This window comes from Rhodospirillaceae bacterium, assembly GCA_016712715.1.
In the GTDB taxonomy this organism is placed as follows: Bacteria; Pseudomonadota; Alphaproteobacteria; order Dongiales; family Dongiaceae; genus Dongia.
Window position 1 is genome coordinate 499,533 of the sequence record JADJQM010000002.1, and the last position, 24,896, is coordinate 524,428.

The following is a 24,896-nucleotide window of genomic DNA, read 5'->3' on the forward strand; positions in this document are numbered from 1 at the left end:
GCTTCTACTTCCACTTCTGCAGCGTGTTCTCGACCGCGGCGGTGACGAAGCGGCGGGGCAGCAGGCGCATGGCGATGCTGGCCAGGTAATTGGTCGGTCCCACCACATGGACACGTTCCTGGCCGAGGGCACGCAGGCCTTCCTGTGCCACGCGTTCGGCGCTGTGCATCGGCGCCGAGCCCAGCTTGCCGCTGGGCGGGTTTTCAACGCCGGCACGTTCGAAGAAGCGCGTCTCGGTGGCGCCGGGACAGAGCGCCAGAACGTCGACCGGTTCTTGTGCCAGCTCCTCGGCCAGCGCCTCGGTATAGTTCAGCAGGAAGGTCTTGCTGGCGGCATAGGTGGCAAAGAGCGGCATCGGCGCGAAGGCCGCCGTGCTGGCGACGTTGATGATGCCGGCGCGGCTCCCGCTTTCATGGGCATGGCGCAGCATCATGGGCAAGAGGCCGCGCGTAATCTCGACAGGGGCGGCGACATTGACCTGCACCATCTCCATCTCGCGGAGTTCCGAATTGTCGATGACGCGGCCCAGCTGGCCGATGCCGGCATTGTTGATGACGAGGTCCACCCTGGCCGTTTCGGCAGCACCGATCACGGCATAGCGGCCTTCCGGATCGGTGAGGTCGGCCACGACTGTCCGTACCTGGCGGCCATGGAGACCGAGTTCCTGCGCCAGCGCATTCAAGCGGTCGCGGTCCCGGCCGGTGAGCAGCAAGGCGGTATTGCGCGGCAGCGCGCGGGCGAATGCGGTGCCGATGCCCGAGGAGGCGCCCGTGATAAGCGCGGATTGATAGGTCATGAAAACGTCTCTCTGCCGCCCCGATCGGGCAATCGGAGCCTAGGCTGAAAACGAGCCCCCGCCAACCCTGGGCGGCGGATAGAGCAGCATCTCGAGCAGGCGCCGACCGGCCGGTTCCTCGAGCCAGCCCGGCCGGCTGACCAGATGATAGCCCCGCGTCGAGACCAGGGGCGCCGCGCGCAGGGCGACGAGCACCCCGCTCGCCAGCAGATCGTCGATGACGCCAAGCCAGCCCAGCGCCACGCCACTGCCCTGCAGCGCCTGATAGATGGCGATGCCGTGATTGGTGACAACAAGGCTGCGGTCGATCGCCTGCGCCTTGGGCGCGAATTGCGCTTGCCAATCTGACCAGGCGAACCAGCGCCGTTCCTGATCCTCGAGATGAATGAGGGGACCGCGCTTCAGCAGTTCCGCGGCACTCACCTGTTTCAGTGTGCGCGCCAGGGAAGGTGCCGCCACCGGCACGACGCGTTCGGGCAGCAGCAGGCGGCTGTCGCAGCCGGGCCAGTCGCCGTCGCCGAACAGGATCGCGGCATCGACCTCCGCGAGATCGATATCGGCATCCCGTTCGGCGGTGATGACGCGGTAGGACGAGGCCGCCCCGGGCGCCTGATGCGCCGCCAGTCTCGGCAGGGCCCAAAAGGTGGCGATGCCCGGATAGGTGCCGATGGTCAGCATCTCGCGCGCGCCGCGGCGGCGGATCTTGTGGCTGGCGTCGGCAAGCCCGGTCAGGGCCAGGGCGACGCTGCGGTAATAATCGTCGCCGATCGCGGTCGGCCTGGTCATCGGGCCGCGCTTGTCGAACAGGGCGACGCCGAGATCCGCTTCCAGCGTCTTGATCTGGTGGCTGATGGCCGGTTGGCCGACATTGAGTTCGCGCGCCGCCCGCGTGAAGCTGCCGGTCCGATAGCAGGCTTCAAAGGCACGGATCGCGCGCAAGGGTGGGAGATGGCGCATCTATCATCGATAAAATTGATAATTCGATCATTTTTAGGCTGATTTCCAAGGCCCGTCAAATCACCGATGATGTCGTAGATCGATCATTGCATTCTCCGACATGCCGACCGAGGTGCCGACCACCATGCTGCAACCCACCCAGCCGATCCTGGCCGTTTCGCGCCGGACGCGCGCAACGCCCTTCACGCCACGCGTCGAGGGCGCCGGGGTGCGCGGCTACACCGTCTACAATCACATGCTGCTGCCGACCGCCTTCCGCTCGCTGGAAGACGATTACTGGCATTTGAAGCGGCACGTTCAGGTCTGGGACGTCGGTTGCGAAAGGCAGGTGGAAATCACCGGGCCCGATGCCGCGCGCTTCGTGCAGATGCTGACGCCGCGCGACCTGTCCAAGGCTGTCATCGGCCAATGCCTCTATGCACCGCTGGTCGATGCCGAGGGAATGCTCGTCAACGATCCCGTCCTGCTGAAGCTCGCCGCCGACCGCTATTGGCTGTCGATCGCCGATTCCGATGTCCTGCTCTGGGCCAAGGGCCTTGCCCTGGGGTTCGGTCTCGATGTCCGTGTGTGCGAGCCGGATGTCTGGCCGCTCGCCGTGCAGGGGCCGCAGGGCGAAGAGCTTACGGCGCGCATTTTCGGCGAGAGCGTGCGCGAGATCGGCTTCTTTCGTTTCCGCCACTTGCCGTTCCAGGGTCATCCGCTTCTCGTCGCGCGGTCGGGCTGGAGCAAGCAGGGCGGTTTTGAAATCTATCTCGACCGCGCCGATCTCGGCCTTGCCTTGTGGGATGCATTGATGACAGCCGGCGCCGACCTTGATGTCGGCCCCGGCTGTCCCAACCTCATCGAGCGCATCGAAGGCGGCTTGCTCTCCTACGGCAACGACATGACCATCGCCAATAACCCGCTGGAATGCGGGCTCGACAAATTCTGCCGGCTCGACGGCTCCGTCGATTGCCTGGGAACCAACGCCCTGCGGCGTATCGCCGCCCAAGGCGTCGCGCGCAGGATCGTGGGCTTGCGGATCGAGGCCGATTCGCTGCCTTCCTGCGTGGCGCCCTGGCCGGTGCTGGCCGATGGCAGATGCATCGGCACAGTCAGCTCGGCGGCCATGTCGCCAAGCTTCAAAAGCGGGCTTGCTTTCGCCATGGTCGAGCGCGGCTTCTGGGACGCAGGGCAGGCCGTGTGCGTCGTGACGCCGGCCGGCGAACGGGCCGCCGTGATCGCGGCCCTGCCTTTCGCCTAAACGCCACCGGGCCGAAGGCAGATTTCCGCGTCCTGGGCAGTTGCATTAGGGTGGGAGCTATGGCACCCAGACCCCAGATGTCCCAACACAAGCCCCGGGAAGATTGACCAATGCCCCAGTTCCGTACCCTCGACGATCTGAAACCGGCCGGCAAGCGCGTGATCGTGCGCTGCGACCTCAACGTGCCGATGCTGGATGGCCAGGTGACCGACGCGATGCGCATCGAGCGCTCGGCCGCGACCTTGAAGGAACTGGCCGAGAAGGGTGCAAGGGTCATCATCGTCTCGCATTTCGGCCGCCCCAAGGGCAAACCGGCGCCGGAATTCTCGCTGCAGCCGCTGGTCGCGCCGTTATCGACAGCTTTGGGGAAGAAGGTTGCCTTCGCCGCCGATTGCATCGGCCCGAAGGCCAGGGATGCGGTCGCGGCCCTCAAGGATGGCGACGTGCTGCTGCTGGAAAACCTCCGCTTCCATGCCGCCGAGGAAGCCAATGACAAGGCCTTCGCCAGCGAACTGGCGAGTTTGGGCGATATCTATGTGAATGACGCCTTCTCCTGCGCGCATCGCGCCCATGCCTCGACCGAGGCGATCGCGCATCTGCTGCCCTCGGCAGCCGGACGGTTGATGCAGGAGGAGTTGGATCATCTCAGTGCCGCGCTTGAAAAGCCGCAGCGCCCGGTGATGGCGCTGGTCGGTGGTGCCAAGGTTTCGACCAAGCTCGAGCTGCTGGGCAATCTGGTCGGCAAGGTCGACCGGCTGGTGATCGGCGGCGGCATGGCCAACACCTTCCTGTTTGCGCAAGGGATCGAAATCGGCAAGTCATTGGCCGAACGCGACCTCGCCGACACGGCGCGCGCGATCCTGGAAAAGGCCAAGGCCGCCAATTGCACCATCGTGCTCCCCGTCGATGCCGTGGTGGCCGGCGAGTTCAAGGCGGGTGCCGCGAACAAGGTCGTCGACGTCAAATCCGTGCCGGCGGATCAGATGATCCTCGATGTGGGTCCGAAATCCGTGGCACTCATCAACCAGCATATGGACCAATCGAAGACCCTGGTGTGGAACGGCCCGCTCGGCGCTTTTGAAACGTCGCCCTTCGACCAGGGCACGGTCGCCGTTGCCAAACATGCGGCGCAACTGTCGAAGGCCAAGAAACTGCTCAGCGTCGCCGGTGGCGGCGATACGGTGGCGGCGCTGGCCCATGCCGGAGCGGAGGATGACTTCTCCTATATCTCCACCGCCGGCGGCGCCTTCCTCGAATGGCTCGAGGGCAAGGACCTGCCCGGTGTGCTGGCGCTGAAGGCTTAGGGCAACAGCGATCATGGCAAGAAAAATCCTTGCGGCCATACAGGTGGCCGTCCTCCTGTCCCTCTCCGCCTGCGTTACCAACATCGCGCCCACCGTGCAGCAGAACCCGCCGCCGGCACAGGCGCTCGACCAGTTTGCAAGCTTCGAACTCCTCCCCACGCAGGCCAGCGAGGCTGCCAAGGCCGAGAAGGACGCGCTGGCCAAGATTGACCAGCATCTCAGGGCAAAGCTGCCGCCACTTTTCACCACATGGCAGAAGGCGGCTGGCGCCAAGCTGACGATTGAACCCAATGTGCGGGAGCTGAAATTCGTCGGTGGTGGCGCGCGCTTCTTTGCCGGGGCGCTGGCCGGCAGCTCTGCGGTGGTGATGACCTTGAAGCTTACCGATGCCACCACCGGCCGAGTGGTGGCTGAGCCTCAGTTTTTCCAGCGCGCGGCGGCGATGGGCGGCGCCTGGTCGATCGGCGCCACCGATAACGACATGCTGGAACGGATTGTCACGGTGGCGCAGGAATATCTGCTGCGCAATTATCACCAGGCCGTCGGCGGACCGACCGGGCTGGAAGAAGAATAGGGAGAGGCCCATGAGCGCCGAAGAGATCGACGATCCCATCGAGTTCCTCGCCACCTTGGGCGGGCTGCAGGATGCCGGCATCGACTCTGTCACCCTCGATGTGGCCGAGCAGGTGATCTACGTCTTCATCGACGATCTTTATGCCAATCTGGAAGGCCGGCCCGATTACCCCGGCGAGCGGCCTTGCGCGCTGGTGTTCCTGAATGTCAGCGGCTTCCGCATGGATGTCGATGCCAGCGACGGGCTGCGCATTTCGGAGCTGCGCGTCAACGAGACAACCATCGGATATGCGCTGGAAGTGGACCTCAACATCGGCGGCGTGGCCGGGCGCGGCAAGAACATCACCGCGAGCTTCGCCACGATGGAGATCGAGGACGTCGAGGATTGATCCTCTCCTTCGTCATGGTCGGCCTTCGCGGACCATGACGAATTAAGCAGCACCCCCCAGCGTCGTCACCGCAACCAGCCACAGCGCACCGGCCGTGACACCCAGCACGATGCTGCGGCGGAAGATGAAATAGACCAGCAAAGCAAAGCCGGCCGAACTCAACCGCATCCACAGTGCCGTCTCCCCCAGTTCCCCCTGCGGGGCCACGATCAATCGCGCGATGAGGCCGGCCAGCAGCGCATAAGCCACGCACGCAACCCAGCGCATCAGCGCGGAATTGGGGTCGATTTTGCCCGACAAGGCGACACCCGCCGCGCGCCAGCCATAGGTGACCAGCGCCCCCACCAGCAGGAACCACCAGGCGGAGACGGTCATCATTTGCCACGCCCGCGATCATACTGGTTGATCAGGAAGGCCAGTGTGCCGCCGCCCAGCCCCGTGATCAGCAGGCCCCATTCCGGGGTGATCATGTGCAGAAGTGGCCCGAGCACGACACCGATCAGCAGCGCCCAGCGGCGGTCGCGCCGCACGATGTCGATGGTGAAGAGCAGCATGAAATAGAGCGGATTGAGGAACACCAGTCCCAGCGTCACCGTGGGCGGCAGCACGCCGACCAGGAAAAAGCGCAATGCCGTGGAGCACAGGGTCGCGGACCAGATGACGAAGGTGAAGCCCAGGAAGTACGGCAGGCGCTGCCCCGGCGTCATAGCCGGACAGCGTTGCATGGCAATCGCCCAGCCGGTCAGCGCAATGAAATGCGCGCTCAGATAGTGAACAAGGCGGGGATTTGGCGCGGCATCGCCTTCGCGCAGGATCGGCAGCAGGGTCACGACCATCGGCATCAAGCGCGCATTGGCCAACCCCACCGCTATGGCCGCGGCCAGCAGCGAGCCGCCGGCCGCGAAAATCTCGATGAGCGCGATCTGGCCCGGCAAGGCCCAGCCGGTGATGCTGGAGGCGACCCCCTGAAGGAAGGTCAGGCCCGATTGATGAACGAAGGCACCAAAGCCCACATAGCTTGCCCCCAGCACCAAAGCGGGGGCGCCGACGGCCGCCCAGGCGCCACTTCGTCCGGCACCGGCGGGCGAGCCGAAATCATGGGTCCAGGTCGGTGAGGCTTGCGCATCCGGGGGAGATTGAGGTTCCATCGGGCCGCACCATAGGCCAGTGACGCTTGCGACGTCATCCGCCTTCCGCCACAGTCGAGCCATGTCCTAAACGCAGATGACGATGCCAGACCTCAAAGAACCCAGTTTCGAACACCGCGTGCCCGACGGCGACAACCGCCTGCGTCAGGTCTGCACCGATTGCGGCTTCATCGCCTATGAGAATCCCAAGGTGGTGGTGGGCGCGGTCGTCACATGGGGACCGAAAATCCTGCTGTGCCGCCGGGCCATCAATCCGCGGAAAGGCTTCTGGACCCTGCCGGCCGGCTTCATGGAACTCCATGAAAGTGCCGAAGTGGGCGCGGCGCGGGAAGCCATGGAGGAGGCCAATGCCAGGATCGAGATCGATGCGCTGCTGGCCGCCTATACCATCCCACGCCTGTCGCAGGTCCAGCTGATCTATCGCGCCCGCCTTGTCGACCCCCATATCAGCGCGGGCATCGAGAGCCTGGAGGTGGGGCTGTTCGACTATGCGGACATTCCCTGGGAAGACCTTGCCTTTCCGTCGGTGCGCTGGGCCCTCACGCAATATGCCGAGATCAAGGACCGGCTGAGCTTCTCCGCCTTCAGCAACCCGCCGGGCGAGAGCGGGGATCATGGCACGTGAGCGACGCCACCGATGATTTAAGCTGGCGGGTAGAGCGGACCTGCCACAAGGCCTGGCCGTCCTTCCGCGAGGAGGTGATCGGCGATTGGGTGCTGCGCTTTGCCGCCGGCCATAGCCGCCGCGCCAATTCGGTCAACCCGATGCGCGCGGTCGGCGGCGATATCGGCGCGCTGATCGATGCGGCGGAAGCGCGCTATGCAGCGGAACATCTGCCGACGATCTTCCGCATCCCCACCCTTCTTCCAGCCGACATCGAAGCGCAGCTCGGCGCGCGCGGCTATCTGCCGGAGGGCGAGACCATCACGCTCCATGGCGATCTTCATCCCATGCCGATGCGGCGCGACCCCGATGTGATCATCGACCGGCAGCCGACGGATATCTGGCTCGCCGCGATGTCGGATCTGCAGGGCCACAATGCCGTGCGCCGGCAAAGCTACCGCGCCATCCTGGCACGGCTCGACGTGCCGACCGCCTTCCTGATGTTCCGGGGTTGAGGGCGCACCGGCCGCCATGGCCTATGGCGCCCTGCATGATGGTCAGCTGTGTCTTGAATCCGTCATCACCGCGGAGGCCTTGCGCGGCCGCGGATTTGCCAGCCGCATTCTTGGCGCCTTGATGGGCTGGGCGATCGAGCAGGGTGCCGGCGGCGTCTGCCTGCAGGTCGAAGCGCAGAACGCCGTCGCCCAGAAACTCTATCGCGGCATGGGAATGACGCGGGAGCTCTATCGGTATCGGTATTGGCGCGGGGCCAAAGTATAAACCTTTGCCCATCAATACGCATCCCCTCTCCCCTCGCGGAGAGAGGGTCAGGTGAGGGGTGGGAAGAGCGGACTCGTTGAGAGATCCCCCTCACCCGCTCGCTTTGCTCGCCACCCTCTCCCGCAAGGGGAGAGGGTTCAAATACTTTTGCGGAAATGAGGTGTCGCTTCCTCACCTCGGCCTTGGCTTCGCCCGCGCTGTCGGTTCCGCGATCAGCGGATCGTCCGGCCAGTAATGGCGCGGATACTGGCTTTTCAAATCCGCTTTCACCGCCTTATAGGCATTCGACCAGAAGCTGGTGAGGTCCTGCGTCACCTGGACCGGCCGGCGTGCCGGTGACAGCAGGTGCAACAGCACCGGCGCGCGGCCGCCGGCGATGCGCGGGGTTTCGGTGGCGCCGAACATTTCCTGGAGGCGCACGGCGAGGATCGGCTGCTCGCCGCTGTCGTAATCCAGCGGCACGCGCGAGCCCGAGGGCACGTCGAGATGCGTCGGCGCCATAGTCTCCAGCGCCTGGCGCTGCTGCCAGTCGAGGCTGTCGGTGAGGGCCGCGTGAAGATCGATGCGGTCGAGATGCGCGCGCCGCGACACGCCATCCAGATGCGGTCCCAGCCAATCCGGCAGGGTCGCGAGCAGCGCTGCGTCCGACCAGTCAGGCCAGTCTTTCTCGGGAAGAACACGACGCAGAAACGCGACACGCGCCCGCAAGGTCGTGGTGGCGGAACTCCATGGCAAGCTGCCCAGTCCCATCTGGCGGATGCCGTCCAGCATCGCCGCGCGCACGAGCTCGGTGTCCGGCTTCTGCAGCGGCTTTTCTTCCAGCACCAAGGCCAATAGCCGGCGCTCGCGCTTCGCCTCGACGATCTCCGTCCGTGCATTCCAGGTGACGGATTGCGTGGTCTCTATGAGATCGGCGAAATCCTCCTCGATCTCACCCAGGGTGATGGGGGCTGCGAGATAGATGCGCGCCGATTTCTGGCCCTGGTCCAAGGTGGCGACCGCCAGGTAAGGCTCGCGCGACAGCGGATCCTCGAGGCTGAGTTCGGCGCCACGACCGGATGCCAGTCGGTACTGGCCCTGGCCACCGCGCTGCTGCGCCAGGCGGTCAGGGTATGCCAGCGCCACGATGGCGCCGGCGGCGGACCGGCTGGCGCTCTGTTCCGGGCCGATGCCGAGTTGCCGGCGCCAATCCTTGGCCGACTGCTGGATGCGCGACCGGCCATTTCTATCACCACCGCCCGAGGCCAGCATTTCCAGACGCTGCCCGAGATCGGCGACACGCCCCCCACCATTTCCGGGACCTGAAATGATATCGCGCTCGCTCAACAGCGCCGCGATGTCACAAGCGAGAGCACCCAACCCACGCGACTTGGCGATGATCAGCATATGCGCCAAACGCGGATGCAGGCCGAGCTCCGCCATGGCGCGGCCATGGGCGGTGATGCGGTTGCCGGCATCGAGTGCCCCCAGTTCCCGCAGCAGCTCGCGCGCCTGGGCCAGGGACGCCGGCGGTGGCGGGTCGAGAAGCGCAAGGCTTGCTGGATCATCGATGCCCCAGGCTGCGAGCTCCAGCGCCAACGGCGCCAGATCGATTTCCAGAATCTCCGGCGCCGGCTGCGGACTGAGTGCGCGTTCGCTGTTGGCACTCCAGAGGCGGTAGCAACTGCCCGGCCCCAACCGCCCGGCACGGCCCCGCCGCTGATCGGCATTGGCCAGCGCCACCTTGGTGGTGACGAGGCGCGTCATGCCGGTCGCTGGATCGAACCGCGCGACACGGCGCAATCCGCTATCCAGCACGACGCGCACGCCGGCGATGGTCAGCGAGCTTTCGGCGATGCTGGTCGAGAGCACGATCTTGCGGCGACCTTGCGGGTCTTCATGGATGGCGCGCTCCTGCTCGGCCAGGGGCAAATCGCCATGGAGCGGCAGGATGATAGCGTCGCCCATCCCGCCCAATTCGCGTTCCGTGCGGCGGATTTCGGCAAGCCCCGGGAGAAAGGCGAGGATGTCGCCGGTTTCGTCCCGCAGCGCCTGGCGGATTGCCGATCCCATCTGCTTCTCGATCCAGGTCTTGGCATCATCGCCGAGGTAATGTGTCGTCACCGGAAAGGCGCGGCCCTCGCTGGTGAGGCGCCCTGCCCCCGGCATCAGCCTGGCGATGGCGGCGCCGTCCAGGGTCGCCGACATGACGACGAGACGCAGATCGGGCCGGAGCCCCGCTTGCGCCTCCAAGGCGAAAGCCAGGGCAAGATCGGCATCGACGCTGCGCTCATGAAATTCGTCGAAGATCAGGGCGGCAACACCCTTCAATTCGGGATCGCTCTGCAACTGCCGCAGAAAGAGGCCGGTGGTGACGCATTCGATCCGGGTCGTCGGGCCGATTCTGCGGTCGAGCCGCACGCGGTAGCCGACCGTGCCGCCCACCGCCTCCCCGAGATGGCCGGCCAGCCGGTGTGCCGCACCCCGGGCTGCGAGGCGCCGGGGCTCGAGGACGATGATCTTGCCGTCGCCCCGCCAGGCCGCGTCGAGAAGGACAAGCGGCACCTGCGTGGTCTTGCCAGCACCCGGTGGCGCTTCCAGCACCAGGTTTGGGCCGGCCGCCAGCGCCTCGGCGATCTGCGGCAGCAGGGCCGCGATCGGCAGATCCGGGTCGAATTTTCTGGGTATGGGCTTCGCGGTCTGGCTCATCGGTCCTTGGCATAGCATCTAACCATCGATTCCGACACGGAAAATGGCGTATCTTCGATCTTGTCAGGTTCCTGTCAGTGGCCGGGAATAGGTTGGCCCAGCCGCCCCATATCGAAAGTGCCGACATGCGCCTGCTGTTGATTGAAGACAATGACCGACTCTCGGAATTCCTGGAAAAGGCCCTCAGGGATGCCGGTTTCGCCGTCGACAGAGCCGATAGCTGCGCCGCGGCGACGGCCTCCTTCGATGCCAGTCGCTTTGACGCCGTCATCCTGGATCTGGGCCTCCCGGATGGTGACGGGCTGGCATTGCTGAAGGAGCGACGCGCCACCGGCGACCGAACCCCCGTACTGATCCTGACCGCCCGCGACGGGCTCAACGACCGGGTGGGGGGGCTCAATGCGGGCGCGGATGACTATCTGGCCAAGCCTTTCGCCATGGAGGAGCTGATCGCACGCGTAAAGGCATTGCTCAGGCGCCCCGGCGCCGCCCTCAGCGTCCAATTGACGCTCGGCAACATCTGTCTGGATACCGTCGGCCCCAGTTTCACGATTGACGGCAAGACGGCCACCTTGACTCGTCGGGAACTTGCCTTGATGGAGATCCTGCTGCGCCGTCCCGGCAAGGTGATCAGCCGCGGCGCCATCGAGGAAGGGCTCTACAGCTTCAGCGACGAAGTGGGTTCGAATGCGCTCGAAGTGCTGGTGTCGCGGCTCCGGAAGAAGCTGGGCACCCTCGGTGCCGACATCAATCTGCACACGGTGCGGGGTGTCGGCTATATGGTCATGGACCACGCCTGAGCGAGACGGCTAACATCATTCATGGCAAGCATTGGATCCTCGCTGCAGTCAAGACTGACCGTGCGCCTGCTCGGTGTGTTTGTGTTTGCCTTCATGCTGACCGGGCTTGCCACCTTCCTGTTGTCGCGCACCGATGACACGGAACTGCCGACGAGCAGCCTGCTTTCCTACATCGACATGGTGGCGCCTCATATCACCATGAGCGCCGGCGGCGTCTGGCAGGTGAAGGACGTGCTGCTCTCTGACGAAAAGGCCTATGTGCTGCGGCGTGGCGATGGCAGCCTGATCGAAAGTGGCGGCTATCCCGATACGCTGACGGCCATTGCCGGCATGAGTGCTGCGAAAAGCATCATCGGAATGCCGGCCGGGACGTTCACCCTGACCTGGCGGATTGATCGAGAGACCGAAGACAACATCTATCTTCTGTCCGTGTCACTGATGGTGGCGGACCAGCCGGTCATCCTTGAAATCGCCGATGTCGATACACCGACCGATTCCGGCCTCTACGCATTGGCTTACGAATGGCTGGGCGAGTTCGTGCCGGTTGGCGTGCCGCTTCTGCTGGTGCTGGTCCTCGCGTTGACGCTGTCGCTGCGCTCGGCGCTCAAACCGTTGGAGACGCTCAGGCGGCTGGCGGCGCGCATCAGTCCGCAGCAGACCGGCCTGCGCCTGCCGACCGAGGAACTGCCCTCGGAACTGCAATCGCCGGTGCTGGCCATCAATCGCGCGCTCGACCGCCTCGATCATGGGTTTCAGGCGCAACGCGACTTCCTGGCGGATGCCGCGCACGAACTCCGGACACCGCTTGCCATTCTCTCGGCGCATCTCGATACGCTGCCCCGCAATCAGGGCACCGACGCCTTGAAAAGCGATGTGCAGCGCATGACGCGCCTGGTCAACCAATTGCTGCTCGTGGCGCAGATGGAGTCGCTCACCATCGACCCCGCTGAAACGGCGGATCTTTCCGACATTGCCATCGATCTTGCGGCCCTGCTCGCCCCCCTTGCCATTCGCAGCAACCGGTCCGTGGGCGTCAGCGGCGCGGAAGCGCCGGTGCTGGTGCGCGGCAACAAGGATGCGCTCTATCAGGCCTTGCGCAATCTGGTCGAGAACGCGCTGCGCTTCACCGCGGTCGGGACCGAAGTCGAAATCAGCGTTGATCGGTCAGGCAGCGTCACGGTCAGCGATCATGGCCCAGGCATTCCCCCGCAGGAGCGCGACTTGCTGTTCCGGCGTTTCTGGCAAGGTGCGCGGCGCAAGCCCCGCGACGGCCAGCCTCGCGACGGCCAGCCTCGCGACGGCCAGCCTCGCGACGGCCAGCCTCGCGATGGCCTGGGGCAAGAGCCCAGCAGTGGCGCCGGTCTCGGTCTCGCCATCGCCCAGCGCATCGCCGAGACCCATGGCGGGTCTTTGCAGATCAGCGACAATCCCGGCGGCGGCGCAAGGTTCACCCTGACCCTGCCGCTGGCCGGCGTGCTGTCTCCGCCTGCCACCGTTCCCGTCGATACGGGTCCACGGTCCGCCGGACGTACGGTCACACCCCTGGGCTCCGGCGGCCGCTAGATCAGGGCCAATCTAGATCAGGGCCAGGATATCGGCGCTGCTACGGATGCGGGCGATGCGCGGCAGGATGTTGCGGACCGCAAAATCATGGAAGCCCTCGCTATAGCTGCTGCTGGCATCCTCGGCGATGAGGATGTTGTAGCTCCCGGCCCAGCCATCGCGCGCCGTGGATTCGATGCCAAAATTGGTGGAAACCCCGCAAAGGATGATCGTGTCGATGCCCCGCCTACGCAGCTGCAGGTCCAGTTCGGTCCCATAAAAGGCGCTCCACTGCCGTTTGATGATCTGGATATCCGGCAGCAGCACGCCAAGTTCCGGTGCTGGATCGCCCCAATCTGCGGGATATTCCTCGGGCGATGACGCTTCGGACGCGTCCGTCAATCCCTGCGGCCAGTCGGCGTCATCGGGTGCCAGGATCACCCGCACCGCAACGATGAGACCGCCCGCCTTGCGCAGCTTCTGCCCGATGGCGATGCTCCGTGCCACCACGTCCGGCCCCAGATGCGGGGTCAGGCCGGCGGATAGAATTCCCTTCTGCAGGTCGATGGTCACCAGGGCAGTACGTTTTGGGTCGAGCTTGGCGTCGGGCATGGCGGTTTCTTTCCGGCTGGGATGCTTGGTGCATGTTACGGCCAGCCACCGCCTTGCCGATACCGGCCTTGGCCGCAGCCCAGTCATCCCGCCCCGCTTCTTGACACCCTAGCAAATCCCCCTAAAGTCCCGCGTTCCGTGGCCATTTCGGCCCGGAATCACTGAAAACAATGGTTTTGTAGGGTGTCATGCTGACGATCACGCTGCCGGATGGCGCGAAGCGCGAGTTTCCGGGACCCGTTACGGGTGCCGAGCTTGCCGCCTCCATTGGGCCCGGCCTAGCCAAGGCCGCTCTGGCCATCAAATTCGACGGGAAGGTCCGCGACCTTTCGACACTCATCGCGTCGGATGCGAAGGTCGAGATCGTCACCCGAACCCATGCCGATGCGCTGGAGCTGCTGCGCCACGACTGCGCCCATGTGATGGCGGAAGCGATCCAGGAACTGTTCCCCGGCACGCAGATCACCTTTGGTCCGTCGACCGAGACCGGCTTCTATTACGACTTCTTCCGCAACGAGCCGTTCAGCCCGGAAGATTTCGCCGCCATCGAGAAGAAGATGAAGGAGATCGTCGATCGCGACGAGGTCATCACGCGCGAAGTGTGGACCCGCGACCAGGCGGTCGAATATTTCAAGACGATCGGCGAGCGCTTCAAGGCGGAATGGATCGGCGAGATCCCGGCCGATGAGGACATCTCGATCTATCGCCAGGGCAATTGGCTGGACCTCTGTGTCGGCCCCCACCTGCCCTCTACGGCCAAGCTCGGCAAGGCCTTCAAGCTGATGAAGGTCGCCGGCGCCTATTGGCGCGGTGATGCGAACAACCCGCAGCTACAGCGTATTTACGGCACCTGCTGGGCCGATGAGAAGCAGCTCGCCGCCTATCTCCTGCAATTGGAAGAAGCGGAAAAACGCGACCATCGGCGTCTCGGCCGCGAGATGAACCTGTTCCACCAACAGGAAGAAGCAACGGGCGCCATTTTCTGGCATCCCAAGGGCTGGCGTCTCTACCGGAAGCTTGAGAGCTACATCCGCCGCCGCCTCGAGATCAACGGCTATGAGGAAGTGAAGACACCGCAGATCCTCGACCGCTCCTTCTGGGAGAAGTCGGGACATTGGGAAAAATTCCGCGAGGCGATGTTCGTCATTCCCGATGACGAACATCCGGAAAAGCAGCTCGCTTTGAAGCCGATGAACTGCCCGGGCCATGTGCAGATCTTCCGCCAGGGCATCAAGAGCTATCGCGACTTGCCGATCCGCCTGGCCGAGTTCGGCGCCTGTCATCGCAACGAACCTTCAGGCGCCCTTCACGGCATCATGCGCGTGCGCGCCTTCACCCAGGACGATGCCCATATCTTCTGCACCGAGGACCAGATCGTCGGCGAGACGAAGGCGTTCTGCGACTTCCTGCTGTCGGTCTACAAGGATTTCGGCTTCGAGGAAGTCATGGTCAAATTCTCCGACCGGCCGGAAAAGCGGGCCGGGGCGGATGCGACCTGGGACAAGGCGGAAGAAGCCTTGAAGACGGCGACCACGGCCGCCGGCCTGACCTTCACGCTCAATCCGGGCGAGGGAGCCTTTTACGGTCCGAAGCTCGAATTCGTGCTGCGCGACACGATCGGCCGCGACTGGCAATGCGGGACGCTGCAATGTGATTTCGTGCTGCCGGAGCGTCTCGACGCCGCCTATATCGGCGAGGATGGCCAGAAGCACCGACCGGTCATGCTGCACCGCGCCATCTTCGGGTCACTGGAGCGATTCGTCGGCATCCTGATCGAACATCATGCCGGCAAATTCCCGCTTTGGCTGGCCCCGACACAAGTGGTGGTGTGTTCGATCGTCTCCGATGTCGAGCCCTATGCCGAGATGCTGACCAGGAAGCTGAAGGCGGCCGGGCTCAGCGTCGAGACCGACTATCGCAACGAGAAGATCAATTACAAGGTGCGCGAACACAGTCTGGCCAAGGTTCCGGTCATCATCGCCGTCGGCAAGCGCGATGAGGAGGCCGGCACCGTCGCCATCCGTCGCTTGGGGGAAGAAGGACAGAAAACCTTTACCGTCGAGGAGGCTGTCGCAGCCCTCGCGGCGGAGGCGAAGTCGCCCCTTGATCGAGTTGCCTAATCGGGTGCCAGACGCGCAGCTTGCTCAAATGAGTGTTTGTTTGGCATAATCAGCTTTGACCCACCCGTCGATCGACCCTGATCGGCGGGTGCATTGCCTTCAGGGCCAGTTTTGCCCGGAGTATTTTCGGCCAAGTTTTTTGGCAAACCACAACAGGAGAAGACCATAGCTAGGTTCCCGTCCTCAGAAGCAGCGCCCTCCCAAGACAAGGGCCCCCGCGTCAATCACCAGATCAATGTGCGCGAAGTGCGCCTGGTCAAAGAAGACGGCGAGATGCTCGGCGTCGTATCGACCAGAGATGCGCTCACCATGGCCGCCGAAGTCGGCCTCGATCTGGTGGAGATTTCACCGACCGCGGTTCCGCCGGTCTGCAAGATTCTCGATTACGGCAAGTTCAAATACGAAGCGCAGAAGCGCAAGAACGAAGCCAAGAAAAAGCAGAAGGTGATCGAGGTCAAAGAAATCAAGATGCGCCCCGGCATCGACATTCACGATTACGAAGTCAAGATGCGGGCGATCAAGAGCTTCCTGGAGGAAGGTGACAAGGTGAAGGTCACCATGCGCTTCCGTGGCCGCGAGATGATGCATCAGGAACTGGGCCTCAAGGTCCTCGACCGCGTCCGCACCGAGCTCGACGAGTTGATCAAGGTGGAATCCCACCCCAAACTCGAAGGCCGCCAGATGATCATGACGATCGCGCCGAAATAGGGCGCGACCTGCCGTTCATCATTGCCGTTGAAGGCAATCAGCAACGCGCCCTCCCCACCGGAGTGGCGCGTTGTTTCTTTAAGCAAAAAGGACACGCGCATGCTGCCGACACGCAAGCTGGGACGCCAGGGTCTGGAAGTATCGGCGCTGGGCCTGGGCTGCATGGGGATGAGCCAGTCATATGGCCCGGCCAATGAGCAGGAATCGATCGCCGTCATCCACCGCGCCATCGCCGAAGGCTGCACTTTCTTCGACACCGCAGAGGTTTATGGCCCCTATGCCAATGAAGAACTGCTGGGTCGTGCGCTGAAGGGCCGGCGCGATGAGGTGACGATCGCCACCAAATTCGGCTTCCGCATCGAAAGCGGCAAGATCAACGGGACCGACAGCCGCCCCTCGCATATCCGCGAGGCGGTCGATGCATCGCTGACGCGGCTCGGCACCGATCACATCGATCTCCTCTATCAGCACCGCGTCGACAAGGCGATCCCGATCGAGGATGTGGCCGACACCGTTGCGGGCCTGGTGCAGGCCGGCAAGGTACGCTATTTCGGCCTCTCGGAAGCGGGGGCGAAAACCATCCGCCGGGCACATAAGGTGCATCCGGTCACCGCCCTGCAGAGCGAATATTCGCTGTGGGAGCGCAATCTCGAAGCCGACATCTTGCCCGTCCTCAAGGAACTCGGCATCGGCCTCGTCCCCTTCAGCCCGCTGGGGCGCGGCTTCCTCACCGGCACAGCGCAACGCGCCGAAAGCTATGCCGCGGGCGATTTCCGCAAGCTGGATCCGCGTTTCCAGGGCGCCAATTTCGACGCCAACATGGCGGCCGCGAAACTGGTGCAGGAGATCGCGGCGAAAAAGGGCGTGAAGCCGGGACAACTCGCGCTGGCCTGGCTGCTGGCCAAGGGCGATTTCATCGTGCCCATCCCCGGCACCAAGCGGCTGAGCTATCTGCTGGAAAACATCGCCGCCGCATCGATTGCGTTGAGTGCCGCGGAACTGGCGCAGCTTGACGGCGCGCTGGCGCCCGGCAGCATCGCCGGCCCGCGCTATGGCGAGCAGCACATGAACATGCTGGACCGCTGATTGCGGCCCAGCCCTATTCAATCAGCATCGTTCCAATTCGCACGATCCGGGTCGCGCGATCAGGAATGCGCGACTTTGGCGAAACGCGGTTTGGTCGCCGGGGTCGTGCTGCCGGACTGGATCAGGGCCGCGGCGCCACGGGCGATGTCCGGAATTTCGCTGCGACGCACGCCCATATCTGCGAGTTCGCGGTCGGTATAGAGGCTGAGTTCGTGACGCACTTCGCCGTAGCGCTGCCAGCGGCGGAGGAAGAGGTCGAGCGACGATAGAAGCTGCATGTGACGATTCCTTGCGTTGGGATTTTCTTTCAGCAGCCTCCCAGAACCTGTCCCAACTATAAGTTCGACAATTGCCGCAGTGCAATATCATTCTTGCGTACTGTCGTATTTTGTCGGCGCATTTGGCAATATATTATTGAAATACAATGATAAAAATTCATGCTGACACACTGCGTCGCAGCATTTTGGCCAGCGGAGTCTCAGTTAACCGATTTTAAGTTAAGGCGCTTGGCAACCCGAATACATCCTGCGGCTGATCGAAACCGCGCACCGGGTAGGATCCGAGGAATTTGAGGCGGGAACCGCATACCGAGGCGAATTGGCGTGACGCCAGCAGCGGCTGTTCGAGTTGCGGGCACAGGCCCTCAAGCCGGGTGGCGAGATTGACCGCCGGGCCGATCACGGTGAAGTCGAGCCGCGCCTCCTCGCCATGGGCCGCACCGATATTGCCGTAGGAGACGGAACCGGCATGGAGCCCGATACCCACCTTGAGCGGTTCCTGACCGGCGGCCATGCGCAATTCATTGAGTTCGCGCAAGCCGTCGAGGGCGCCCACCGCGGCGTCGAGCGCCACACTGATCTTGGCATCGCGGTCGAGATCGTCATTCATCGGGAAGATGGCCAGCATGGCATCGCCGATGAACTTCAGGATCTCGCCACCGCGTTCCACAACGGGCTTGGCTATGGTGTCGAAATAGTCGTTGAGCGTCGCAATGACGAGATCGCGCGGCAACTCGTTCGACATCCTGGTGAAGTTCCGGAGGTCGCAATACCAGATGGCGGCGGCCATGGTGCGCGCATCACCGCGCTGAATCTGACCCGACAGCACCGCATCGCCCGGCCCCTGGCCGAGATACACATGCATCAGCGAACGCGCGATATAGGCCCACTCACGGGCTTCGATCACCAACGACAACAGCGGAATGAGGGTGCGGAACGCCTCGACCTGGGCGTCCTGAAAGCCGTCGACCGCATCGGTCGTGATCGAGACCGAGGAACGCACGCCGCCAGGCAGCCGAATGGCGAAGATCGCGTAATCGGTGGCACCGGCCTTCTTCATGTCTTCAAGAATGGGGAAGTCGAAGCGCGCATCCGGCCCGGTCAGGCGCCGGCGAATCTCCGGCTCGTCGCCTTGATAGAGAACGCGCAGGGGCGAGCTCAGGAACTCCTGGCTGGAGAGCACGGCATGGTCGCGCGCCACGCGCTTGGCAACCTTGTCGCCGCGCCCCCAGGCATAGCCGATGGCGGCGATCTGCGGATGCAGCGTGCGGACCGAGACGAAGAAGCGCAGCAGCGGGAAGCCATGCTCGGTCAAACGCAGCGCCAGATCGGTGACGAATTCACCGAGATCGGCGATCAGCCTTCCCTCGTCCAGCAACCAGCGGAAGGCCGCCTCGACCGCGGGACAGCCAAGACAGGCCTCGCCAGCCATGGCCCGCGCCATCAGCGGGACAAGCGAGGGGGCCGTGATGGCGGGGTCGAGATGGGGCGCCTGCCGCCGCGCCTTCGCATCTGCGCGTAGTGCAGGGCTGATTTGGGCGGGCTGCATGCCGGAGAGGTGCCCTGTGCCAAGACGGGGCATGCCGTCGCTTAGATCGTCTTCGTTGGCGGCGGGTTGCGATTGCGGTGCTGTGGCCATTACTGAGCCTTATTTGAGTTCGCGTGGGCGGTATATGGGAACCCGGTTTCCAGGCTCAAATACCTTTTTATCGTGGTCCTTTAGCCCCCCGCTCTAAGCCCCAGATTTCATAGGGCCAAAATAAGGGTTGAAGGTGCGCCATCCCGCGCTAACTTGCATGCTATAAGAGCGTGGAACGCCGATTTGGGCTTCCGACTCATCCAGCAGCAGCATCTTAGCGGAGATCCGCCATGTTCATCCAGACCGAAGAGACGCCGAACCCGGCGACGCTCAAATTTCTGCCGGGCCGCGCGGTCATGGCGGAAGGTACTGCGGATTTCGCCCGCATCGAGGGCGCCGAGCGCTCACCGCTCGCCCTGCGCCTGTTCGGCGTCGATGGCGTGCGCCGGATCTTCCTCGGCAGCGATTTCGTGACGGTGACCAAGGCGGACGAGAAGGATTGGGCGCTGCTGAAGCCGGCCCTCCTCGGCGTGATCATGGAGCATTTCACCACCAACCAGCCGGTCATGCTGGATGCCATGTCGGATGGGGTTGCCGCCGCCCCGGCCGAGGGCAGCGAGGATGACGACGAGATCGTCATCCAGATCAAGGAACTGCTCGAGACCCGCGTGCGGCCCGCCGTGGCGCAGGATGGCGGCGACATCGTGTTCCATTCCTTCGAAGATGGCGTGGTCTATCTGCATATGCAGGGCTCGTGCTCGGGCTGCCCGAGTTCGACCGCCACGCTGAAGATGGGCATTGAGAACATGCTGCGGCATTATGTGCCGGAAGTGCTCGAAGTCCGGCCGGTCTGAGACCTGCACGGTAAGTTGCCGACAGGGGCGCCGAACCAAGGCGCCCCTTTTCATTTCCGCCGCTCCCCTCGCCTGGATTCCTCGGATGACCGATATGCTCCCAGCCCTTGATGACGCTGCCCTCGACCTCATTTTCCGAGAGGCGCGCACGCATTCAAAATGGCTGGACAAGCCGGTGCCCGATTCTCTGCTGCAACAGGCCTATGAACTTGCGCGCATGGGACCGACCAGCGGCAATTGCCAGCCTTTGCGCATCCTGTTCGTGCGCGGCGCTGAGGCGAAGAAGAAGTTCGAACCCTGCCTCTCGGACGGCAACCGCGCCAAGACCATGGCGGCGCCCGCGACCGCGATCTTCGCCATGGACATGGAATTCTACGAGTTGATGCCGCGCCTGTTCCATGATCCCACAGCGCGCTCCTGGTTCGCCGGCAAGCCTGCCGCCATCGAGGAGACCGCCATCCGCAACAGCACGCTGCAGGCGGCCTATTTCATGCTGGCGGCCCGGTCGCTGGGCCTCGATTGCGGACCGATGTCCGGCTTCGACAAGAAGATGGTCGACGAGGCCTTCTTTGCCGGCACGACCTGGCGCTCGAACTTCATCTGCAATATCGGCTATGGCGACAAAACGGCCCTGCATCCGCGCAACCCGCGCCTCGCCTTCGATGAGGCCTGCCGCATCGCCTGAGATGCTGCCTGGCATGTCGGGACGTGACTTCCGCCTCGGGCCGCTTGTATGCTCCGGGCTGTTGTAGCTGTAGACCGTGCGCCAACAATGTCCTTCGGCAAATCAGGAAATTGACGATGTCGCTGACCGCCCGCCTTGATCGGGTTCTCCAATCCCTGCCGCAAACCTATGCCGGCCCCGGCGGCGCCGTGGCCGTGCTGAAGGACGGCAAGGCGATCGTCCGTCATGCCTGGGGCTGGGCCAATGCCGAACGGCGGCTTCCCTTCACGCCGCAGAGCCTGTTCCGGATCTGCTCGATCACCAAGCAATTCACCTGCGGCCTCGTGCTGGATGCCTTTCCCGACCCATCGGTGCTGGATGCCGATGTAAAAGCGCGCCTGCCATTGCTCAAGGACAAGGCGCCGACGGCGCTTCATCTCTGCCACAACCAATCCGGCCTGCAGGATTACTGGGCGGTGGCGATGCTGCACGGCGCGCTCGCGGAAACGCCTTTCGGCAATCGCGAAGCAGCACGGCTCATTGGCGCAACACGATCGCTGCAATTTGCGCCCGGCACGCGCTATTCCTATGCCAACCAGAATTTCCGCATTCTCTCGGATATCCTTGAGGCAAGGGCCGGGCGCAGCTATGCCGAGCTGGTGCGCGCCGGCATCTTCGCACCGGCCGGGATGAACACCGCCTTCATCGCCGCAGATACGCGGGCGATGCCAGACGGTTCCGAGGGCTATGAAGGCACGGTGGCGAGTGGCTTCCGGCCCGCCGCCAACGGCATGTTCTGGGCCGGCGGCGATGCGTCGATCGGCGCCAGCCTCGACGACATGATCGCCTATGAGGCCTGGATCGATTCCACGCGCGACGATGCGGGCGGCCTGTACAGGCGCCTGTCGGTGCCGGTGACATTCAGCGACGGTGCCGTGGCGTCCTATGGCTTCGGCCTGGCGCGGGACACGCTGTTCGGGCGGGCGATCACCCGCCATGGCGGTGCCTTGCGCGGCTGGCGCAGCAAGCGGCTTCACATGGCGTCCGAGCGGCTCTCGGTCGTCGTGCTGTTCAACCACAATGCCAGCCCCGGTGATGCGGCCGAGGAGCTGGTGGCGGCCGTGCTTGGAATCGACCAGCCGAAAGGCGCCGGCGATCTGCCGGCACCGGATTGGTTGGGCACCTATATCGAGCCGGAAACCGGCCTCGCCGTCCGCCTCGGCAAGTCGGGTCCAGGAACCGTGTTGATGCGCTATGGCACGGGTCCGGACGAACTCACGCTCCAGGCCGATGGCTCGGCCGTGCAGCCTGATTCGGGCGTGCGGCTGCGAACAGGCAAGGATGGTTTGTGGCTCGAGCGGCCGCAGGACAACCAGACCTCCCGGCTGATCCCCGGCTACGGTCCCGCCCTGCCCGATATTGCGGGTCGCTATCACTGCGCGGATCTCGGGGCAGAGCTCAGCATTGCGGGTGCCGGGAGCGCATTCTATGCGGCCTGCTCAGGCCTGCTGGGAGATGGGCGCATGGAACTGCTGGAGCCGATCGGAAAGGACCTCTGGGTCATGCCCTGCCCGCGCGGTGTTGATCACTTTCCACCCGGCGACTGGACCCTGGCCTTTGCCCGCGATGGGGCGAACCGCATCACCGGCATTCAGCTTGGCTGCTGGCTGGCGAGGCGCTTTGCCTATACGCGCGCGGCGTGAGGTGCCAATAGCCTGACCTGGGGGTTGAGAGCATGACGATCGCGGCGAAAACAGAGACGCTTCCCATTCTTGATTTCCGGGAGATCGACGGGGACCCCGCGCAGCGCCAGGCCTTCCTCGCCAGGCTCCGAGGTGCCGCGCGTGACACCGGCTTCTTCTATCTCACCGGCCATGGCATCGATCCAGACTTTCTCGACCAGCTCTTTGCCCTGTGGCGGCGCTTCTTCGAATTGCCGGAGGCTGAGAAGACGGCGATCGAGATGGTGCACTCGCCGCATTTCCGCGGCTATACGCGGATCGGTTGGGAGCAGACGCGTGGGCAACGCGACTGGCGCGAGCAGCTCGACGTCGGGGCCGAACGCGAAAAGGTGACACCGAAGCCCGGCGATCCCGCCTGGGTCAGGCTGCAGGGTCCCAATCAATGGCCGCAGGCGCTGCCTGAATTGCGCCCGGCGATCCTGCGCTGGCAGCAGGAGGCGACGGCGCTGGCCATTCGCCTGGTGCGCGCTTTCGCGGCCTCGCTCGGGCAGGCGGAAGACGTGTTCGAACCGATCTATGCCGAGAAGCCCAACCAGCTGGTGAAGATCATCCGCTATCCCGGCCGCGACGCCACACAGAGCGAGCAGGGTGTCGGCGCCCACAAGGACAGCAGCTTCGTCACCATCCTGTTGCAGCACGCGCAAAGCGGGTTGCAGGTCGAGGGACCCCATGGCTGGATCGATGCGCCCCCCTTGCGCGGCAGCTTCATCATCAATGTCGGCGAATTGCTGGAGATGGCCTCAAGCGGCTATCTGCGGGCGACCGTGCACCGTGTCACGACACCGCCTGCCGGCACCGACCGGCTATCCATCGCCTTCTTCCTGGGCGCGCGCCTCGATTCCGTCGTCCCGGTCCTGACGCTGTCGCCGGAACTGGCGGCGGAAGCCACGGGGGTGGCACAGGACCCACACAATCCGCTCTTCCGCGAAGTCGGCAAGAATTATCTGAAAGGGCGCCTGCGCTCGCATCCGGACGTGGCGCGGCGCCATTATGCCGACCAGCTTACCCCAGATGAGCTGGCCAAGGCTGCCGGGCCGGGCTCTGCCTATTGAGCCGGCTGCGGCGCATCCGCTGCTTACATCATTGGCCTGGGCAGCTGCGATTGCTCGATCAAGGGATAGTCGCGGCTGTTGAACATCTGGTAGTGCCACCATTCGTTCTTATAGTTGTCCCAGCCGGCGGCCATCATGATGCCCAGCAAGGTGAAGCGGTTGCGTTGGGCGGCAACGGGAATATCCGTCGCGGCATGATGCGATTGGGGGATGGCTTCATCGAATCCGGTGCCCATCTCGAGTTCGGCGCCCTTGTCGTCGACCAGCGTGAGATCGACGGCGACACCGCGGGTATGGGGTGAGCCGCGCCGCGGATCGGCCACGAATTCCGGATCCGGCAGCGCGTTCCACAGGCGCCATTGTGCTTCCGACGGGCGATAGGCATCGAAGATCTTGAGGCGCAGGCCCAAAGGCTGCGCAAGGTGCGCAGCCTTCCTCAGCAACTCGGCCGCCCGCTCGTGCAGGTAGCAATCCGCGCTCGTATAGATGGGAGAACCGCTGAGATTCTGGGGCGTCGCATAGACCAATGCGATATCGACATCGAATTCAGGCGACGTAATCTCGACCAAGCTCATCTTGCCACCGGGTGCTGACAGTTCTAAACCGCGTTTAGCAGATTGTGGCCGTGGCGGCTACAATCTGCGTTGCAGCACGTAACAACGGATGAACCGGCCCGCATGACTGCCACCCGCGATCGTCGCCTGATCCTGGCCCTGGATGCCGCCGGGGCCACCTGCTCCGTAGCGCTGGGCATCACCCAGGATGGCGATCTGAGCATTCTGGCATCGCGCAAGGTCGATCTGCGCCATGGCCATGCTGCCATCCTGGTACCGATGGTCGACGAGGTGATGCGCGCGGCCGGTCGGGCGTTGCAGGATCTGGATGCCTTGGCGGTCGGCACGGGGCCGGGTGGCTTTACCGGCCTGCGCATCGCGCTCGCCACCGCGCGCGGCTTCGGTCTGGCCCTGGACAAGCCGGTCATCGGCATTACCAATTTCCAGGCAGCCGCCGCGAACCTGCCACCGACCGGGCCCGCCGCGGATGCGGGGGACATCCTGGTCTTCATCGACAGCCGCCGCGAGGAGCCCTATGTCGCCCATCTCGCGGCCGACCTTTCGCTGCGCGCCGCCCCTCGTTTCATGAATCTGGCCGAGATCGGCGACCTGATCGACACCGTGCGGCCAGGCATGGTGACGGGTGACGGCCTTGCCCTGTGGCCGGCGGACTGGCCCGAGGGGACACGCGCCATGCCGGCCAGCGCGGATGCCGAGGCGATCCTGCGCCTGGCGGCCGATCCGGCGCAGCGCTTTGCGCAACAGCCGACGCCGCTTTACCTGCGCGAGCCCGACGTGTCCGTGCCAAAGGCCATTTAGGCGA

Annotated in this window: 26 protein-coding genes; 17 read left to right on the forward strand and 9 right to left on the reverse strand. The window is 64.2% G+C overall.

Going from position 1 to position 24,896, the window contains the following annotated elements; translation table 11 throughout:
• Nucleotides 1–4: 4 nt before the first annotated feature.
• Entirely contained in the window at nt 5–796 is a 792-nt protein-coding gene (locus IPK59_13080) for an SDR family NAD(P)-dependent oxidoreductase (protein ID MBK8159650.1), read from the reverse strand.
• Nucleotides 797–835: 39 nt separating this feature from the next.
• Nucleotides 836–1,753 carry a LysR family transcriptional regulator gene (locus IPK59_13085; protein ID MBK8159651.1) on the reverse strand — a complete coding sequence of 306 codons (918 nt, stop codon included), beginning with the start codon at nt 1,751–1,753 and terminating at the stop codon, nt 836–838.
• 124 nt (nt 1,754–1,877) lie between these two features.
• Here IPK59_13085 and IPK59_13090 point away from each other — a divergent pair, with 124 nt between their 5' ends.
• The 4 genes from IPK59_13090 (at nt 1,878) to IPK59_13105 (ending at nt 5,262) form a co-directional block, all read left to right on the forward strand.
• Nucleotides 1,878–2,996 (forward strand): dimethylsulfoniopropionate demethylase, encoded by a 1,119-nt coding sequence (locus tag IPK59_13090; GenBank protein MBK8159652.1) that lies wholly within the window; start codon nt 1,878–1,880, stop codon nt 2,994–2,996.
• A gap of 110 nt (nt 2,997–3,106) precedes the next feature.
• On the forward strand, nt 3,107–4,300 hold the full coding sequence (locus IPK59_13095) for a phosphoglycerate kinase (GenBank protein ID MBK8159653.1): 1,194 nt from the start codon (nt 3,107–3,109) through the stop codon (nt 4,298–4,300).
• A gap of 13 nt (nt 4,301–4,313) precedes the next feature.
• Nucleotides 4,314–4,874: a hypothetical protein gene (locus IPK59_13100; GenBank protein MBK8159654.1), complete on the forward strand. Its 561-nt coding sequence runs from the start codon at nt 4,314–4,316 to the stop codon at nt 4,872–4,874.
• Nucleotides 4,875–4,884: 10 nt separating this feature from the next.
• Nucleotides 4,885–5,262 carry a hypothetical protein gene (locus tag IPK59_13105; GenBank protein ID MBK8159655.1) on the forward strand — a complete coding sequence of 126 codons (378 nt, stop codon included), beginning with the start codon at nt 4,885–4,887 and terminating at the stop codon, nt 5,260–5,262.
• A 42-nt stretch (nt 5,263–5,304) separates the two neighbouring features.
• On the opposite strand, the gene IPK59_13110 is transcribed toward IPK59_13105, so the two are convergent.
• Together IPK59_13110 and IPK59_13115 are read right to left on the reverse strand one after the other, a co-directional pair.
• Entirely contained in the window at nt 5,305–5,640 is a 336-nt protein-coding gene (locus IPK59_13110; GenBank protein MBK8159656.1) for an AzlD domain-containing protein, read from the reverse strand.
• The gene (locus IPK59_13115) at nt 5,637–6,410 is read right to left on the reverse strand and encodes an AzlC family ABC transporter permease (GenBank protein ID MBK8159657.1); all 774 of its coding nucleotides are present in this window, start codon (nt 6,408–6,410) and stop codon (nt 5,637–5,639) included. The genes IPK59_13110 and IPK59_13115 overlap by 4 nt, the downstream gene beginning before the upstream one ends.
• 76 nt (nt 6,411–6,486) lie before the next feature.
• On the opposite strand from IPK59_13115, the gene IPK59_13120 reads away from it, so the two are divergent.
• Genes IPK59_13120 through IPK59_13130 form a run of 3 tightly spaced genes read left to right on the forward strand, consistent with a single transcriptional unit; the run spans nt 6,487 to nt 7,794 of the window.
• Nucleotides 6,487–7,035, forward strand: a complete 549-nt coding sequence (locus IPK59_13120) for an NUDIX hydrolase (protein ID MBK8159658.1) — start codon at nt 6,487–6,489, stop codon at nt 7,033–7,035.
• Nucleotides 7,032–7,529 (forward strand): hypothetical protein, encoded by a 498-nt coding sequence (locus tag IPK59_13125; protein MBK8159659.1) that lies wholly within the window; start codon nt 7,032–7,034, stop codon nt 7,527–7,529. Before IPK59_13120 ends, IPK59_13125 begins: the two co-directional genes overlap by 4 nt.
• A 16-nt stretch (nt 7,530–7,545) precedes the next feature.
• Entirely contained in the window at nt 7,546–7,794 is a 249-nt protein-coding gene (locus IPK59_13130) for a GNAT family N-acetyltransferase (protein MBK8159660.1), read from the forward strand.
• Between the two features lie 171 nt (nt 7,795–7,965).
• On the opposite strand, the gene hrpB is transcribed toward IPK59_13130, so the two are convergent.
• Nucleotides 7,966–10,482 carry an ATP-dependent helicase HrpB gene (gene hrpB, locus IPK59_13135; GenBank protein ID MBK8159661.1) on the reverse strand — a complete coding sequence of 839 codons (2,517 nt, stop codon included), beginning with the start codon at nt 10,480–10,482 and terminating at the stop codon, nt 7,966–7,968.
• A 125-nt stretch (nt 10,483–10,607) separates the two neighbouring features.
• On the opposite strand from hrpB, the gene IPK59_13140 reads away from it, so the two are divergent.
• Entirely contained in the window at nt 10,608–11,282 is a 675-nt protein-coding gene (locus tag IPK59_13140; GenBank protein ID MBK8159662.1) for a response regulator transcription factor, read from the forward strand.
• Between the two features lie 21 nt (nt 11,283–11,303).
• Nucleotides 11,304–12,845 (forward strand): HAMP domain-containing histidine kinase, encoded by a 1,542-nt coding sequence (locus tag IPK59_13145; GenBank protein ID MBK8159663.1) that lies wholly within the window; start codon nt 11,304–11,306, stop codon nt 12,843–12,845.
• A 12-nt stretch (nt 12,846–12,857) separates the two neighbouring features.
• Here IPK59_13145 and IPK59_13150 read toward each other — a convergent pair whose 3' ends face one another.
• Nucleotides 12,858–13,436 (reverse strand): hydrolase, encoded by a 579-nt coding sequence (locus IPK59_13150; protein MBK8159664.1) that lies wholly within the window; start codon nt 13,434–13,436, stop codon nt 12,858–12,860.
• Nucleotides 13,437–13,624: 188 nt separating this feature from the next.
• On the opposite strand from IPK59_13150, the gene thrS reads away from it, so the two are divergent.
• The 3 genes from thrS (at nt 13,625) to IPK59_13165 (ending at nt 17,350) form a co-directional block, all read left to right on the forward strand.
• A complete protein-coding gene (thrS, locus tag IPK59_13155) occupies nt 13,625–15,556 on the forward strand; it encodes a threonine--tRNA ligase (GenBank protein ID MBK8159665.1) in 1,932 nt (643 codons plus the stop codon).
• A gap of 165 nt (nt 15,557–15,721) precedes the next feature.
• Complete coding sequence (locus IPK59_13160; GenBank protein ID MBK8159666.1) at nt 15,722–16,264, forward strand: translation initiation factor IF-3; 543 nt, start codon at nt 15,722–15,724, stop codon at nt 16,262–16,264.
• A 99-nt stretch (nt 16,265–16,363) separates the two neighbouring features.
• A complete protein-coding gene (locus tag IPK59_13165) occupies nt 16,364–17,350 on the forward strand; it encodes an aldo/keto reductase (protein MBK8159667.1) in 987 nt (328 codons plus the stop codon).
• A gap of 59 nt (nt 17,351–17,409) precedes the next feature.
• Here IPK59_13165 and IPK59_13170 read toward each other — a convergent pair whose 3' ends face one another.
• Entirely contained in the window at nt 17,410–17,628 is a 219-nt protein-coding gene (locus IPK59_13170) for a DUF1127 domain-containing protein (GenBank protein ID MBK8159668.1), read from the reverse strand.
• Nucleotides 17,629–17,842: 214 nt separating this feature from the next.
• The gene (locus tag IPK59_13175; GenBank protein MBK8159669.1) at nt 17,843–19,267 is read right to left on the reverse strand and encodes an adenylate/guanylate cyclase domain-containing protein; all 1,425 of its coding nucleotides are present in this window, start codon (nt 19,265–19,267) and stop codon (nt 17,843–17,845) included.
• 230 nt (nt 19,268–19,497) lie between these two features.
• On the opposite strand from IPK59_13175, the gene IPK59_13180 reads away from it, so the two are divergent.
• The 4 genes from IPK59_13180 (at nt 19,498) to IPK59_13195 (ending at nt 23,519) form a co-directional block, all read left to right on the forward strand.
• The gene (locus IPK59_13180; GenBank protein ID MBK8159670.1) at nt 19,498–20,061 is read left to right on the forward strand and encodes a NifU family protein; all 564 of its coding nucleotides are present in this window, start codon (nt 19,498–19,500) and stop codon (nt 20,059–20,061) included.
• 94 nt (nt 20,062–20,155) lie between these two features.
• Nucleotides 20,156–20,746, forward strand: a complete 591-nt coding sequence (locus IPK59_13185; GenBank protein ID MBK8159671.1) for a malonic semialdehyde reductase — start codon at nt 20,156–20,158, stop codon at nt 20,744–20,746.
• A 110-nt stretch (nt 20,747–20,856) separates the two neighbouring features.
• The gene (locus IPK59_13190) at nt 20,857–22,428 is read left to right on the forward strand and encodes a D-aminopeptidase (GenBank protein MBK8159672.1); all 1,572 of its coding nucleotides are present in this window, start codon (nt 20,857–20,859) and stop codon (nt 22,426–22,428) included.
• Between the two features lie 32 nt (nt 22,429–22,460).
• A complete protein-coding gene (locus tag IPK59_13195; protein ID MBK8159673.1) occupies nt 22,461–23,519 on the forward strand; it encodes an isopenicillin N synthase family oxygenase in 1,059 nt (352 codons plus the stop codon).
• 23 nt (nt 23,520–23,542) lie between these two features.
• On the opposite strand, the gene ddpX is transcribed toward IPK59_13195, so the two are convergent.
• Nucleotides 23,543–24,094 carry a D-alanyl-D-alanine dipeptidase gene (ddpX, locus tag IPK59_13200; protein MBK8159674.1) on the reverse strand — a complete coding sequence of 184 codons (552 nt, stop codon included), beginning with the start codon at nt 24,092–24,094 and terminating at the stop codon, nt 23,543–23,545.
• Between the two features lie 102 nt (nt 24,095–24,196).
• On the opposite strand from ddpX, the gene tsaB reads away from it, so the two are divergent.
• Nucleotides 24,197–24,892, forward strand: a complete 696-nt coding sequence (gene tsaB / locus IPK59_13205) for a tRNA (adenosine(37)-N6)-threonylcarbamoyltransferase complex dimerization subunit type 1 TsaB (protein ID MBK8159675.1) — start codon at nt 24,197–24,199, stop codon at nt 24,890–24,892.
• Nucleotides 24,893–24,896 lie beyond the last annotated feature (4 nt).

Coding starts and splice junctions, on each gene's coding strand:
- IPK59_13080 (MBK8159650.1), bottom strand. CDS start 796: ATGACCTATCAATCCGCGCTTATCACGGGCGCCTCCTCGGGCATCGGC.
- IPK59_13085 (MBK8159651.1), bottom strand. CDS start 1,753: ATGCGCCATCTCCCACCCTTGCGCGCGATCCGTGCCTTTGAAGCCTGC.
- IPK59_13090 (MBK8159652.1), top strand. CDS start 1,878: ATGCTGCAACCCACCCAGCCGATCCTGGCCGTTTCGCGCCGGACGCGC.
- IPK59_13095 (MBK8159653.1), top strand. CDS start 3,107: ATGCCCCAGTTCCGTACCCTCGACGATCTGAAACCGGCCGGCAAGCGC.
- IPK59_13100 (MBK8159654.1), top strand. CDS start 4,314: ATGGCAAGAAAAATCCTTGCGGCCATACAGGTGGCCGTCCTCCTGTCC.
- IPK59_13105 (MBK8159655.1), top strand. CDS start 4,885: ATGAGCGCCGAAGAGATCGACGATCCCATCGAGTTCCTCGCCACCTTG.
- IPK59_13110 (MBK8159656.1), bottom strand. CDS start 5,640: ATGATGACCGTCTCCGCCTGGTGGTTCCTGCTGGTGGGGGCGCTGGTC.
- IPK59_13115 (MBK8159657.1), bottom strand. CDS start 6,410: ATGGAACCTCAATCTCCCCCGGATGCGCAAGCCTCACCGACCTGGACC.
- IPK59_13120 (MBK8159658.1), top strand. CDS start 6,487: ATGACGATGCCAGACCTCAAAGAACCCAGTTTCGAACACCGCGTGCCC.
- IPK59_13130 (MBK8159660.1), top strand. CDS start 7,546: ATGGCCTATGGCGCCCTGCATGATGGTCAGCTGTGTCTTGAATCCGTC.
- hrpB (MBK8159661.1), bottom strand. CDS start 10,482: ATGAGCCAGACCGCGAAGCCCATACCCAGAAAATTCGACCCGGATCTG.
- IPK59_13140 (MBK8159662.1), top strand. CDS start 10,608: ATGCGCCTGCTGTTGATTGAAGACAATGACCGACTCTCGGAATTCCTG.
- IPK59_13145 (MBK8159663.1), top strand. CDS start 11,304: ATGGCAAGCATTGGATCCTCGCTGCAGTCAAGACTGACCGTGCGCCTG.
- IPK59_13150 (MBK8159664.1), bottom strand. CDS start 13,436: ATGCCCGACGCCAAGCTCGACCCAAAACGTACTGCCCTGGTGACCATC.
- thrS (MBK8159665.1), top strand. CDS start 13,625: ATGCTGACGATCACGCTGCCGGATGGCGCGAAGCGCGAGTTTCCGGGA.
- IPK59_13165 (MBK8159667.1), top strand. CDS start 16,364: ATGCTGCCGACACGCAAGCTGGGACGCCAGGGTCTGGAAGTATCGGCG.
- IPK59_13170 (MBK8159668.1), bottom strand. CDS start 17,628: ATGCAGCTTCTATCGTCGCTCGACCTCTTCCTCCGCCGCTGGCAGCGC.
- IPK59_13175 (MBK8159669.1), bottom strand. CDS start 19,267: ATGGCCACAGCACCGCAATCGCAACCCGCCGCCAACGAAGACGATCTA.
- IPK59_13180 (MBK8159670.1), top strand. CDS start 19,498: ATGTTCATCCAGACCGAAGAGACGCCGAACCCGGCGACGCTCAAATTT.
- IPK59_13185 (MBK8159671.1), top strand. CDS start 20,156: ATGCTCCCAGCCCTTGATGACGCTGCCCTCGACCTCATTTTCCGAGAG.
- IPK59_13195 (MBK8159673.1), top strand. CDS start 22,461: ATGACGATCGCGGCGAAAACAGAGACGCTTCCCATTCTTGATTTCCGG.
- ddpX (MBK8159674.1), bottom strand. CDS start 24,094: ATGAGCTTGGTCGAGATTACGTCGCCTGAATTCGATGTCGATATCGCA.
- tsaB (MBK8159675.1), top strand. CDS start 24,197: ATGACTGCCACCCGCGATCGTCGCCTGATCCTGGCCCTGGATGCCGCC.